Genomic DNA, 12,107 nt, shown 5'->3' on the forward strand with positions numbered 1-12,107 from the left:
TGATATGGTCCCCTTAGAGTTTACACCTTGATTCTGTCACACTAGGAGTAACGAAAAGGGGTGCCGAAAAATGAACCAGAAGCGGGATTACGATATAAAAGTGAAAGCAGTGGAGGAATTTTTTGAAGGCTCTTCCACTGAGGAGTTGGCTCTTTCGTACAATGTCTCGGATCGGACGATCCGACGCTGGGTCGAAAAAGTGGAGATGGATGGCTTCGAGGCTTTGCATGACGCCAGGGGCAAGAATGGCCGGAAACCGTCGGATGAGAAGGATGCTCTGATTGAACTGCAGAAGGCGGAGATCCTCCTCTTAAAAAAGCTCTTGGATCTGAAAAGGGGGTGTTAAGCAAACAAGATAGTTTCCTGTTCATCGACCTGAATAAGGACACCTTTTCGGTCTCCCTCCTCGCGGAGGCGTCGGATGTCTCCCGGCAGGGTTATGCCAAGTGGAAGAAGCGGCAGGATCACTCTGCCCAGGATCTCAAGGATGAGCAGATGTTTCACTATATCTCCAAGGTGTTCGCCAAGTCCCGGGGAACCTATGGGCGACGCCGGATCAAGCTGGCGCTCCAGAGAGAGTTCGGGCTCACCGTCAATATCAAGCGAATCTCCAGAATCATGCGCCGATATGGGCTCAAATGTCGGATTCGCCGCAAAGGGTACCGTCACGGCGGTACAGAGGGGAAGGTGGCGCAGAACCTCTTGAAGCGTAACTTTAAAGCCACGAAGCCGATGAAGAAATTCTCGGTGGATATCACATACGTGCGCGCTTTCGTTCCTACGGAACACTGGACCTATCTGTGCGCCATTAAGGACCTGTACGACGACTCGATCGTAGCATTCGCCTACGGGCCGAACCAGGACACCGGCCTGGTCCTGGAAGCGCTCGAGATGCTGGAGAAGGTGAAAGGGAACCGGAAGAAGGCCATTATCCACAGCGACCAGGGCAGCCAGTTTATGAGCCTGAGATACCAGAAACGCCTTCAGTCGATGAACCTGACACCGTCCATGTCACGGCGCGGCAACTGTTGGGATAATGCATGCATCGAGAGCTTTTTCAGTCACTTCAAAACTGAGATTGCCTGCTTTGGCGACCCTCGGTCTCTTGAGGAGCTTCGGATTGCCATCGAGGAATATATCTACTTTTATAACCACGAACGCCTCCAGCTCAAGCACGGCGTGCCTCCTGCCGAGGTCGGAAGTGTGTTGGCTGCCTGAATCTTTATCGGACAGAATCAACTGTAAACTTGACAGGGACCAGACCACACGGGCTTGAGTCGTCCGCATTCGGCGTTGAGTCGTCCAGGTTTTATTTTCCACCCGCCGCGGACCGCCCTCCGTCTGTTCTATCCACCTTCCCCCGCTTCATACAATCGGCTATGGACAAATTATGGGGAGTTCTCATCATTGTTTTATTATTTTTCATTCCGATCTTGCTGAAGGATCCGCTCTCCGGGGCTTCCCCTGCGCCCGAGCAGCCGCTGCCGGTCACGGCGGACAAGCCGGACGGGGGGGAGAGCCCGGCCGCGGCGTGCGAGGCGTTCCTGCAGGTGGAGGGGGAGCCGGAGCCTGTTCCGCTTGAGGAGTATGTGGTCGGCGTCGTGGCGGGGGAGATGCCGGTGAAGTTCCAGGAGGAGGCCTTGAAGGCGCAGGCGATCGCCGCTCGGACGTATGCGCTCCGGGTGGCGGGCGGCACGGACGGCGCGCTGAAGGCGAGCACGGCGCATCAGGTGTACAAGTCCCCGGCGGAGCGCAAAAAACTGTGGGACAAGTCCTTTGACGAGAATGAACAAAAAGTGAGGAGGGCGGTGGAGGCGACGGCGGGAAGCGTGCTCGTGCACGAGGGCGAACTCATTTCCGCAATGTTCTTCTCGACGAGCAACGGACGGACCGAGACGGCGAAGAACTACGGCGGCAACGATATTCCGTACCTCCGGAGCGTCGAGAGTCCGGGGGAGGAGGCGGTCGCCCCGGCGTTTGAGGATTCGGTCACCCTTACGCTGCAGGCGTGGAACAAGGCGCTCGGCCCGGACTGGACGGCGGACCGGTTCCGCACGCTCCGGCTGAAGCGGAACGAGACCGGCCGGGTACAGGAAGCGGTCGCCGACGGCTTCAACATGTCCGGCCGCGACATGAGGGAAAAGCTCGGGCTGCGGTCCACGGATTTTGACGTTGCGTTCGATCCGGACAAGCAGGTCGTCCACGTGTTCACGAAAGGGTACGGCCACGGGGTCGGCATGAGCCAGTACGGCGCGGAAGCCCTTGCGCGGGACGGCTGGAAGGCCGAAAAGATCCTCTCTCATTATTACAGCGGAACGGTGATAAAAAAGTTGTCTTCCGATGATTCCGCATGTTTAAAATCACCTTGACCTGCCAAGACTGCGGTTGAGGTGATGAACTATGAGAGAAGAGAACAAACCGACCACTCCTTCTCAGAAGAAGAAAAGCAGGAAGTCCTGGTTCTGGCCGGCCGTCTATTCCGGTTTTGCGCTTTTATTCATCGGGATGGTCTGGACTTATCAGGCAGTTGTAAAAGATGATCAGCCGGGTCAGCAGGAAGTCGCCAAATCGGGATCCGAAAAGGGCGGCGACGTGACGATCGAGACGAACGCGGAAAACGAAACGATGAAGTTCCCGTTTGACGAAGCGCTCCTCGACAANCGTAACTTTAAAGCCACGAAGCCGATGAAGAAATTCTCGGTGGATATCACATACGTGCGCGCTTTCGTTCCTACGGAACACTGGACCTATCTGTGCGCCATTAAGGACCTGTACGACGACTCGATCGTAGCATTCGCCTACGGGCCGAACCAGGACACCGGCCTGGTCCTGGAAGCGCTCGAGATGCTGGAGAAGGTGAAAGGGAACCGGAAGAAGGCCATTATCCACAGCGACCAGGGCAGCCAGTTTATGAGCCTGAGATACCAGAAACGCCTTCAGTCGATGAACCTGACACCGTCCATGTCACGGCGCGGCAACTGTTGGGATAATGCATGCATCGAGAGCTTTTTCAGTCACTTCAAAACTGAGATTGCCTGCTTTGGCGACCCTCGGTCTCTTGAGGAGCTTCGGATTGCCATCGAGGAATATATCTACTTTTATAACCACGAACGCCTCCAGCTCAAGCACGGCGTGCCTCCTGCCGAGGTCGGAAGTGTGTTGGCTGCCTGAATCTTTATCGGACAGAATCAACTGTAAACTTGACAGGGACCAGACCACACGGGCTTGAGTCGTCCGCATTCGGCGTTGAGTCGTCCAGGTTTTATTTTCCACCCGCCGCGGACCGCCCTCCGTCTGTTCTATCCACCTTCCCCCGCTTCATACAATCGGCTATGGACAAATTATGGGGAGTTCTCATCATTGTTTTATTATTTTTCATTCCGATCTTGCTGAAGGATCCGCTCTCCGGGGCTTCCCCTGCGCCCGAGCAGCCGCTGCCGGTCACGGCGGACAAGCCGGACGGGGGGGAGAGCCCGGCCGCGGCGTGCGAGGCGTTCCTGCAGGTGGAGGGGGAGCCGGAGCCTGTTCCGCTTGAGGAGTATGTGGTCGGCGTCGTGGCGGGGGAGATGCCGGTGAAGTTCCAGGAGGAGGCCTTGAAGGCGCAGGCGATCGCCGCTCGGACGTATGCGCTCCGGGTGGCGGGCGGCACGGACGGCGCGCTGAAGGCGAGCACGGCGCATCAGGTGTACAAGTCCCCGGCGGAGCGCAAAAAACTGTGGGACAAGTCCTTTGACGAGAATGAACAAAAAGTGAGGAGGGCGGTGGAGGCGACGGCGGGAAGCGTGCTCGTGCACGAGGGCGAACTCATTTCCGCAATGTTCTTCTCGACGAGCAACGGACGGACCGAGACGGCGAAGAACTACGGCGGCAACGATATTCCGTACCTCCGGAGCGTCGAGAGTCCGGGGGAGGAGGCGGTCGCCCCGGCGTTTGAGGATTCGGTCACCCTTACGCTGCAGGCGTGGAACAAGGCGCTCGGCCCGGACTGGACGGCGGACCGGTTCCGCACGCTCCGGCTGAAGCGGAACGAGACCGGCCGGGTACAGGAAGCGGTCGCCGACGGCTTCAACATGTCCGGCCGCGACATGAGGGAAAAGCTCGGGCTGCGGTCCACGGATTTTGACGTTGCGTTCGATCCGGACAAGCAGGTCGTCCACGTGTTCACGAAAGGGTACGGCCACGGGGTCGGCATGAGCCAGTACGGCGCGGAAGCCCTTGCGCGGGACGGCTGGAAGGCCGAAAAGATCCTCTCTCATTATTACAGCGGAACGGTGATAAAAAAGTTGTCTTCCGATGATTCCGCATGTTTAAAATCACCTTGACCTGCCAAGACTGCGGTTGAGGTGATGAACTATGAGAGAAGAGAACAAACCGACCACTCCTTCTCAGAAGAAGAAAAGCAGGAAGTCCTGGTTCTGGCCGGCCGTCTATTCCGGTTTTGCGCTTTTATTCATCGGGATGGTCTGGACTTATCAGGCAGTTGTAAAAGATGATCAGCCGGGTCAGCAGGAAGTCGCCAAATCGGGATCCGAAAAGGGCGGCGACGTGACGATCGAGACGAACGCGGAAAACGAAACGATGAAGTTCCCGTTTGACGAAGCGCTCCTCGACAATATGTCCGTCGTCCAAGGATTCTACGACATGGAAGCCGATTCAACAGAACGCGAGAAATCCCTTCTCGTCTTTCACCAGTCCTACGTGACGAACAGCGGCATTTCGCTATCAAGCGGGGAGGAACCGTTTGAAGTAGTCGCCGCGCTCAGCGGGACGGTCGAAGACATCGTCATCGACGACTTCACCGGCAACCGGGTTACAATCAAGCATGCGGACGGGCTGAAGACGACGTACGGCTCCGTCACCGGCATCCTCGTCGAGAAAGGCGACGCCGTCCTCCAGGGAGACGTCATCGCGACGACCACGGCGAATGAATGGAACCCGCAAGCGGGCAATCATCTCCACTTTGAAGTATCGAAAGACGGCGTCGCCGTGAATCCGGGAGAATTCCTGGCGTTCTGACTGACGGGCGGGCAGGCCATGGCCTCCCGTCTTTCTTCTTTTCTTAAACGGCTTGGTTTGCGGGTCTGAACGCGGCGTTTTTCGCATACGTTGTGGAAAGCGTTCCGACAAGAGGAAAGGAAGAGAACGTGCACGAACATATCCGGCGCCGATGCCTCATGCTCGGGGAACTGCTGCTGGAGACCGGGTCCACGGTCCGTGCCCTCGCGCGGACGACCGGCTATTCCAAAAGTACGGTACACAAGGATTTGACGGAGCGCCTCCCGGACGTGAACGGGGAACTGGCGAAAGAAGTCGCCGGGGTGCTCGCTTACCACAAGGCCGTCCGCCATCTGAGGGGCGGGGAGGCGACCCGCAGGAAATGGCGGCAAAGCCTTCCCGCCCGGCAGGAGGAAGCTCCTGTCAGGTCCGACTGAAGATGCCCGTCCCGCCGGGGAGACGTTTCCGGCGGGGCGGGGGGCTGTGTGNGAAAAGGGCGGCGACGTGACGATCGAGACGAACGCGGAAAACGAAACGATGAAGTTCCCGTTTGACGAAGCGCTCCTCGACAATATGTCCGTCGTCCAAGGATTCTACGACATGGAAGCCGATTCAACAGAACGCGAGAAATCCCTTCTCGTCTTTCACCAGTCCTACGTGACGAACAGCGGCATTTCGCTATCAAGCGGGGAGGAACCGTTTGAAGTAGTCGCCGCGCTCAGCGGGACGGTCGAAGACATCGTCATCGACGACTTCACCGGCAACCGGGTTACAATCAAGCATGCGGACGGGCTGAAGACGACGTACGGCTCCGTCACCGGCATCCTCGTCGAGAAAGGCGACGCCGTCCTCCAGGGAGACGTCATCGCGACGACCACGGCGAATGAATGGAACCCGCAAGCGGGCAATCATCTCCACTTTGAAGTATCGAAAGACGGCGTCGCCGTGAATCCGGGAGAATTCCTGGCGTTCTGACTGACGGGCGGGCAGGCCATGGCCTCCCGTCTTTCTTCTTTTCTTAAACGGCTTGGTTTGCGGGTCTGAACGCGGCGTTTTTCGCATACGTTGTGGAAAGCGTTCCGACAAGAGGAAAGGAAGAGAACGTGCACGAACATATCCGGCGCCGATGCCTCATGCTCGGGGAACTGCTGCTGGAGACCGGGTCCACGGTCCGTGCCCTCGCGCGGACGACCGGCTATTCCAAAAGTACGGTACACAAGGATTTGACGGAGCGCCTCCCGGACGTGAACGGGGAACTGGCGAAAGAAGTCGCCGGGGTGCTCGCTTACCACAAGGCCGTCCGCCATCTGAGGGGCGGGGAGGCGACCCGCAGGAAATGGCGGCAAAGCCTTCCCGCCCGGCAGGAGGAAGCTCCTGTCAGGTCCGACTGAAGATGCCCGTCCCGCCGGGGAGACGTTTCCGGCGGGGCGGGTGTCTGTGTGTTCCGCCGGCGTCCGCCTCTCCCGGATCCGCCAATATTCACCTGTCCGCCATATGTTCAACGGGTTTCGGCTATGTTAGAATGGTCTAGATAGCATCAACCCGGGCATGAAGCCGGGCGGAAGGGGCGCGGACATGTTTTCCAAGGATATCGGAATCGACCTCGGAACGGCGAATGTGCTCATCCATGTGAAAGGCAAAGGGGTCGTATTGGATGAGCCGTCGGTCGTGGCGGTCGAAGAGAAAACGGGGCGGGTGCTGGCGGCGGGAGCCGAGGCGCACCGCATGATCGGGCGCGCCCCGGGAACGATTAAGACGGTGCGCCCGATGAAGGACGGCGTCATCGCCGACTTCGACATGACAGAGAAGATGCTGACGGCGTTCATCGACCGGCTCGGCGTGAAAGGGTTCCTTTCGAAGCCGAGGATCCTCATCTGCTGTCCGGTCAAAGTTACTGCCGTGGAACAGAAGGCGATCCAGGATGCGGCCATCAAATCGGGGGCCCGCCGGGTCTATATCGAAGAAGAGCCGAAAGTGGCCGCAATCGGCGCGGGCATGGATATTTACCAGCCGAGCGGCAATATGATCATCGACATCGGCGGCGGGACGAGCGATATTGCCGTCCTGTCGATGGGCGGGATCGTCACGTCGGAATCCGTGAAGATCGCGGGCAATACGTTCGACCGGGACATCCTGCAGGCCGTCAAGAAGAACGACCGCCTGCTCATCGGCGAAGCGACCGCCGAGCAGATCAAGAAAGAAGTCGGAACGGCTTTCCCGGGTGCGCAAGTCAAGACGCTCGACATTCGCGGCCGGGACCTCGCGACGGGCCTCCCGAAAGCGGTCACCGTCAGCTCCGCGCAAGTCGCAGAATCCATCCGGGAATCGGTCGCGGCGATCGTGCAGGGGGCGAAAAACGTCCTTGAGAAGACCCCGCCGGAACTGTCGGCGGACATCATCGACCGGGGCATCACGCTCACCGGCGGCGGGGCACTCCTGGACGGCCTGGACAAGCTCCTGGCCGAGGAGCTGAAAGTCCCGGTTTACCTCGCGGAGGACCCGCTCGGCTGCGTCGTCGCCGGCACCGGCATCATGCTCGACAGCCGGAAAACCAACTTCCAGAAGAAATGAATCCATCGGAACGGCCGGACCGCCTCATCGGCACCGGCAAGCAGGGAGCTATCGCAATGAATGAAAACCGGAAAACCGAACTGAATACCGAGCCCCGGGCCAGCCGCCCGGACCGCCGCGGCAAACCGCCGGAAACGAAAAAACGGGTGCTCCGCGCCACGAACGCAGCGGCGGACCGTGAGCGTGAACGCAGCGAAGAACGGAGAAGGCTGCGGGCGGACAGGAAAAAGGCGAAATCCGCGCAGGCGGAACGCGCAGGGAAGGAAGAGCCGGCCCGTGCGGACGGGGAGGCGAAGCCAAAACGCTGGGTCCGCATCCGCCTCATCCCGATCTGGCTGCGGATCCTCATCGTCCTGCTCGCCATAGCGGCGGCTGTCGCACTCGGACTCATGTTCGGATACGGCGTGCTCGGGGAAGGCAAGGCAGTCGATGCGCTGAAGCCCGACACATGGAAACATATCCTCGACATCATCCGCGGGGAAGAATGAACAACTGAATTTCCGCACATACATAAGGGGGAAGAACGAATGCTCACGACAGAACAGTTACAGGCCATCCTGCCGCACCGCTACCCGTTCCTGCTCGTTGACCGGATCACGGAGATCGAGGAAGGCAAACGCGCGGCCGGATTTAAAAACGTCACGATCAATGAAGACTTTTTCAACGGCCATTTTCCCGGCTACCCGGTGATGCCCGGCGTCCTCATCGTCGAGGCGCTGGCCCAGGTCGGAGCGGTCGCGGTCCTGTCCATTGAGGGGAACGCCGGCCGGCTTGCATTTTTCACGGGCATCGACAACTGCCGCTTCAAGCGCCAGGTCAAGCCCGGAGACCGGCTCGACCTTGAAGTCGAACTCACCCGGCTGCGCGGCTCGATGGGCAAAGGCCATGCCGTCGCAAAAGTGGACGGGGAAATCGCCTGCGAGGCGGATATCCTGTTCGCACTCGGCCCGGTCGCGGACGAAGGGGACGGTGCCTGATGGTGCTTTCCCTCGGCCCGGGACTGCAGCCCGCCCTTCGCAAGTCGATCCGGCACGCGTTCGTCCGCTTCATGGACGAACGGCGATGGAATGAGGAAGCCTTCGATTCGGAGACGTTCCTCGCGTACTGGATAACCTATGTGACGTTCGAAACGGACCTGCTTGACGAGATGCCGAAAAGCCTGCGGGCAGACGCCGGCTTCCACATATCGCTCGCGCAGCTCATCAATGAAACGGTCGAGGCGGTCGTCGAAGAACCGCCGTCCGAAGAGATGATCGCCGAAATCGAATGGATGCAGGAAAAACTCGATACCCGTTATCAGTATGCGTGCCAGTCCGAGGCATCATACGTCCACAGCCTCCTCGTGGGAAGGCTGAAATAGGAAAGCCCAAACCTTAATAGAACCTCCCCGAACCGGCCAACCTACAATATCGCATGGGCCCGTGCGATCAATAGCCAGGGGAGGTTTTTTCATGTGGAAGAAAGCAGCGCCGGCACTCATCGCCACGGTGGCCATACTCGGCGGATGCGGCAACGACGACAACGAAGCCCTGCCGCCGGACAACGAAACACCGATGGAAGACCTGAATGACGGCAACGACATGATGCCGAACGACCGGGACAACAACGGACGGAACGGCAACGGGGGCACCCCGAGCGGCACCGTCGACCCGGACGGCACCGGCCCGGGATTCGGTGAATTCGGCGATGACAACGGCAACGGCGGCAATGGCGACGGGACGGGGAACGGAAACAACGGAAACGGCGATGACGGCGGGATGGGGAACGGAAACAACGGAAACGGTGCGGGGAACGGCGGCGGAACGGGCACCGGCAACGACGACCGCGACCGCATCATGGAAGACGACCTCAACCGCGACCGGAACGGAAGGTAAAAAGGGGACAACCCGGCACAGGACATGTGCCGGGTTTTTACGTGGTTTGGGGTGTTTGCGTGAAAGTGCGGGACTGGGGGAGTGTGTCCGGGAAAGTGGTGGATGCATCCGTGGAAATTATGGGGGAAGGGGAGTGCGTCCGCGAAACGGCCTGTTGCGTCCGCGGAAATTGGGAGAGGGGGAATGCATCCGTGAAATGGCTTGTTGCGTCCGTGAAATTGCTCGTTGCATCCGCGGAAATTATGTAGGAGGGAAATGCATCCGCGGAACGGCCTGTTGCGTCCGCGAAATCACCGGATGCGTCCATGGAAATTGGGCGAGGCCAAATACGTCCATGAAATCACCGGTTGCGTCCACGAAAATTACGCGAGGCCAAATGCGTCCATGAATTCACCTGATGCGTCCACGGAAATTGTGCGAGGCAAAATGCGTCCATGGAATCACCGGAGTGCGTCCACGAAAATTGTGCGAGGCCAAATGCGTCCATAGAATCACCGGATGCGTCCATGAAAATTGTGCGAAGCCAAATGCGTCCACGAACTCACCAGATGCGTCCATGGAATCACCGGATGCGTCCACGAAAATGGCACGAGGCCAAATGCGTCCACGAACTCACCAGATGCGTCCACGAAAATTACGCAAGGGAAAATGCGTCCACGAACTCACCTGATGCGCCCACGAAAATTACACGAGGCCAAATGTGTCCACGAACTCACCGGATGCGTCCACGAAAATGGCACGAGGCCAAATGCGTCCGTGGATTCACCGGACGCGTCCACAGAATTTGAATCCCCCAACAAATATATGGACCAACCACCTCCAAAAAACCGCTCCATGCCGGCGGATTCAGCGTCGGCATGGAGCGGCTTCTTTTCTTATTCTGTCGGTTGGTTTTGGTTTCGGTCCCGGTCGCGGCGCAGCTGGGGCCGGTTTTTCATGTCTTTTGTGAAGCGGTCGACGAGGAGGTCGCCTTCGAGGCCCTGGTCGACGAGTTCTTCGAGCAGGTGTTCCGCGTATTGGGAGCGGATGCGCTTCAGGGTGCCTTTGAGCAGGACGGAGATGTTGTCGCCGATTTCCTTGACGGCGTAGACGGCGACGGTGAAGGCCGCCGGTTCGTTTTCCGGGTAGGAGATGACGGCTTTGGCGTGGAGGAGTTCTCCGGTTTCGAGCAGGTCGTCGAAGGTGGCCTTGTGTTTTTTGTCGATGAACATTTCGAGGATCCAGGAGCGGTGGCTGTCTTCCTGGTTGATGATGATGCCGTCGATCAACGGATAGCGGAAGACATGGCCGTCCTTGACGAATGAGGTCGAGATCATTTTGAACGATTTCACGGAAACCGCACCCCCTGTTGCTAGTCTTCCACCAGTATATCACACCGCCGGGACGGGCTCGAACCCCCTCCGAACCGGGCCAGGAAAAATAAATTCCGAAACTGCCAAAATTCCAAATTGGGGTTCGCCGGAATTCTCCTTAAAGCCGCACGGGACGCGGGAATGGCCGAAAATCCGTCATTTGGCCGCCTGCTCCATTTTTCAATTTTGGCGCAAAATCGGCCATCAAAATTGAATTTTCGCGCTTTGCGCGTTTTGGGGGCGGTCGGGTATGCTGGGCTTACGAATAGGGAAGGAGGTGAACGCGTGAATCAGGTGGCATTGATCGGCCGGATTACGAAGGATCCGGAGCTTAAGACGTTTGCCGGCGGTGCAGTCCAGACCGGGTTTGTCCTGGCCGTTGAAAAGAAGTTCAAGGATAATGAAGCCGATTTCGTCCTCTGCTCGATCTGGGGGAAGTCGGCCGAGAGCACCGTGGAGTACTGCGGCAAGGGCTCGCTTATCAGCGTGTGCGGCCGGCTCCAGTCCCGGTCTTACGTGAAAAACGGAGAACGTGTGTATGTGACGGAAGTGCTTTGCGAGGAGCTGAAATTCCTCCAGTTGAAACCGCCGGCCGGAAGTTTGGAAAAGCAGGCGGAGGAGTTGCTCTCCGCTTCCGCCCAGGCCGGAGATGAAGGGAATCCGGGGCCGGATCCCGGACAGGACCGACACCCGGCGCCTGCAGGTGAGCATGCGGACGGCGGGCAGACCGCGCCCGACGGTCCCGATGCCGACCGGCAACCGGACGGATATACCCAACCCCACCCTACACAGAACACCCGCGGGCATCACGTCCATGCCGACGGAAACGGAGCGCCGGGCGGCCAGCCCCGGCCGGCACCCGACCGGGAGCGCGAGACGGTCGCAGCCGGCATGAGCGGCGCCCCGTCCGCCCAAGGAACAGGCCCGCTGCCCGATGGACTGACATTGCCGGATAGCGAGAAAGCCGGACTCCCGATCCGCCCATGACGCCAGGCCGGCGCGACCGCTGCGCCGGCGGGCCGATGGGCCAGGGCCGGCCAACCACCTAACCGAAAGGAAAACGAGCGAAATGAAAAAGATTGAAGACCAGCTGATCCGAACCGAGCAGCAAATCGAACAGTTGATCCGCATCGTGGCACATATGAACGAGCGGGTGGTTCATCTTGAAAAACGGCTCGATGAACGGTACCGGCAGGACGCTGACATCCTAAACTTTGTCATGAAGCAGTGAGTAGACCGCTTGATATGAATACAGGGAAAGACGGCCCGGCCATGGGGGTGGCCGGGCCGTCTGCAGTAAGGTCCGTGTGGCGGG

17 protein-coding genes are annotated in these 12,107 nt (G+C 59.0%); 16 read left to right on the top strand and 1 reads right to left on the bottom strand.

Going from position 1 to position 12,107, the window contains the following annotated elements; genetic code table 11:
- The first annotated feature begins 70 nt into the window (after positions 1-70).
- The 14 genes from BN1189_RS09385 (at position 71) to BN1189_RS09450 (ending at position 9,440) form a co-directional block, all read left to right on the top strand.
- On the top strand, positions 71-346 hold the full coding sequence (locus BN1189_RS09385; protein ID WP_040224721.1) for a helix-turn-helix domain-containing protein: 276 nt from the start codon (positions 71-73) through the stop codon (positions 344-346).
- The gene (locus BN1189_RS09390; RefSeq protein ID WP_052455554.1) at positions 340-1,218 is read left to right on the top strand and encodes an IS3 family transposase; all 879 of its coding nucleotides are present in this window, start codon (positions 340-342) and stop codon (positions 1,216-1,218) included. The genes BN1189_RS09385 and BN1189_RS09390 overlap by 7 nt, the downstream gene beginning before the upstream one ends.
- A 161-nt stretch (positions 1,219-1,379) precedes the next feature.
- Positions 1,380-2,369, top strand: a complete 990-nt coding sequence (gene spoIID / locus BN1189_RS09395) for a stage II sporulation protein D (protein ID WP_040227652.1) — start codon at positions 1,380-1,382, stop codon at positions 2,367-2,369.
- 256 nt (positions 2,370-2,625) lie between these two features.
- Positions 2,626-3,171, top strand: a complete 546-nt coding sequence (locus BN1189_RS15875) for an IS3 family transposase (protein ID WP_441296269.1) — start codon at positions 2,626-2,628, stop codon at positions 3,169-3,171.
- A 161-nt stretch (positions 3,172-3,332) separates the two neighbouring features.
- The gene (spoIID, locus tag BN1189_RS09405) at positions 3,333-4,322 is read left to right on the top strand and encodes a stage II sporulation protein D (protein WP_040227652.1); all 990 of its coding nucleotides are present in this window, start codon (positions 3,333-3,335) and stop codon (positions 4,320-4,322) included.
- Between the two features lie 31 nt (positions 4,323-4,353).
- Positions 4,354-5,016: a M23 family metallopeptidase gene (locus BN1189_RS09410; RefSeq protein WP_040227653.1), complete on the top strand. Its 663-nt coding sequence runs from the start codon at positions 4,354-4,356 to the stop codon at positions 5,014-5,016.
- A 128-nt stretch (positions 5,017-5,144) separates the two neighbouring features.
- A complete protein-coding gene (locus tag BN1189_RS09415; RefSeq protein ID WP_040227655.1) occupies positions 5,145-5,432 on the top strand; it encodes a sporulation transcriptional regulator SpoIIID in 288 nt (95 codons plus the stop codon).
- A gap of 163 nt (positions 5,433-5,595) precedes the next feature.
- The gene (locus BN1189_RS09420) at positions 5,596-5,970 is read left to right on the top strand and encodes a peptidoglycan DD-metalloendopeptidase family protein (protein WP_441296270.1); all 375 of its coding nucleotides are present in this window, start codon (positions 5,596-5,598) and stop codon (positions 5,968-5,970) included.
- Positions 5,971-6,098: 128 nt separating this feature from the next.
- On the top strand, positions 6,099-6,386 hold the full coding sequence (locus BN1189_RS09425) for a sporulation transcriptional regulator SpoIIID (RefSeq protein ID WP_040227655.1): 288 nt from the start codon (positions 6,099-6,101) through the stop codon (positions 6,384-6,386).
- 184 nt (positions 6,387-6,570) lie between these two features.
- Positions 6,571-7,566, top strand: coding sequence for a rod shape-determining protein (locus BN1189_RS09430; protein WP_040227656.1), 996 nt, complete (start codon positions 6,571-6,573; stop codon positions 7,564-7,566).
- On the top strand, positions 7,563-8,054 hold the full coding sequence (locus BN1189_RS09435) for a DNA-directed RNA polymerase subunit beta (protein WP_257125409.1): 492 nt from the start codon (positions 7,563-7,565) through the stop codon (positions 8,052-8,054). The genes BN1189_RS09430 and BN1189_RS09435 overlap by 4 nt, the downstream gene beginning before the upstream one ends.
- Before the next feature lie 39 nt (positions 8,055-8,093).
- A complete protein-coding gene (gene fabZ / locus BN1189_RS09440) occupies positions 8,094-8,543 on the top strand; it encodes a 3-hydroxyacyl-ACP dehydratase FabZ (RefSeq protein WP_040227657.1) in 450 nt (149 codons plus the stop codon).
- Entirely contained in the window at positions 8,543-8,926 is a 384-nt protein-coding gene (locus BN1189_RS09445; RefSeq protein WP_040227658.1) for a hypothetical protein, read from the top strand. Before fabZ ends, BN1189_RS09445 begins: the two co-directional genes overlap by 1 nt.
- Positions 8,927-9,017: 91 nt before the next feature.
- Entirely contained in the window at positions 9,018-9,440 is a 423-nt protein-coding gene (locus BN1189_RS09450; protein ID WP_052455787.1) for a hypothetical protein, read from the top strand.
- Between the two features lie 875 nt (positions 9,441-10,315).
- Here BN1189_RS09450 and BN1189_RS09455 read toward each other — a convergent pair.
- The gene (locus BN1189_RS09455) at positions 10,316-10,771 is read right to left on the bottom strand and encodes a YwpF family protein (RefSeq protein WP_040227660.1); all 456 of its coding nucleotides are present in this window, start codon (positions 10,769-10,771) and stop codon (positions 10,316-10,318) included.
- A 306-nt stretch (positions 10,772-11,077) separates the two neighbouring features.
- Here BN1189_RS09455 and ssb point away from each other — a divergent pair, with 306 nt between their 5' ends.
- Positions 11,078-11,779: a single-stranded DNA-binding protein gene (gene ssb / locus BN1189_RS09460; RefSeq protein ID WP_052455788.1), complete on the top strand. Its 702-nt coding sequence runs from the start codon at positions 11,078-11,080 to the stop codon at positions 11,777-11,779.
- Positions 11,780-11,861: 82 nt separating this feature from the next.
- Positions 11,862-12,023: a hypothetical protein gene (locus tag BN1189_RS16120; protein ID WP_179860938.1), complete on the top strand. Its 162-nt coding sequence runs from the start codon at positions 11,862-11,864 to the stop codon at positions 12,021-12,023.
- The last annotated feature ends 84 nt before the right edge of the window (positions 12,024-12,107 follow it).

The organism is Bhargavaea cecembensis, from assembly GCF_000826125.2.
GTDB lineage: Bacteria > Bacillota > Bacilli > Bacillales_A > Planococcaceae > Bhargavaea > Bhargavaea cecembensis_B.

Bases quoted from the DNA above. Each gene is read 5' to 3' on its own strand.
- fabZ (WP_040227657.1), top strand. From the start codon at position 8,094: ATGCTCACGACAGAACAGTTACAGGCCATCCTGCCGCACCGCTACCCG.
- BN1189_RS09445 (WP_040227658.1), top strand. From the start codon at position 8,543: ATGGTGCTTTCCCTCGGCCCGGGACTGCAGCCCGCCCTTCGCAAGTCG.
- BN1189_RS09385 (WP_040224721.1), top strand. From the start codon at position 71: ATGAACCAGAAGCGGGATTACGATATAAAAGTGAAAGCAGTGGAGGAA.
- spoIID (WP_040227652.1), top strand. From the start codon at position 3,333: ATGGACAAATTATGGGGAGTTCTCATCATTGTTTTATTATTTTTCATT.
- BN1189_RS09430 (WP_040227656.1), top strand. From the start codon at position 6,571: ATGTTTTCCAAGGATATCGGAATCGACCTCGGAACGGCGAATGTGCTC.
- spoIID (WP_040227652.1), top strand. From the start codon at position 1,380: ATGGACAAATTATGGGGAGTTCTCATCATTGTTTTATTATTTTTCATT.
- BN1189_RS09450 (WP_052455787.1), top strand. From the start codon at position 9,018: ATGTGGAAGAAAGCAGCGCCGGCACTCATCGCCACGGTGGCCATACTC.
- BN1189_RS09410 (WP_040227653.1), top strand. From the start codon at position 4,354: ATGAGAGAAGAGAACAAACCGACCACTCCTTCTCAGAAGAAGAAAAGC.
- BN1189_RS09420 (WP_441296270.1), top strand. From the start codon at position 5,596: ATGGAAGCCGATTCAACAGAACGCGAGAAATCCCTTCTCGTCTTTCAC.
- BN1189_RS09435 (WP_257125409.1), top strand. From the start codon at position 7,563: ATGAATCCATCGGAACGGCCGGACCGCCTCATCGGCACCGGCAAGCAG.
- BN1189_RS16120 (WP_179860938.1), top strand. From the start codon at position 11,862: ATGAAAAAGATTGAAGACCAGCTGATCCGAACCGAGCAGCAAATCGAA.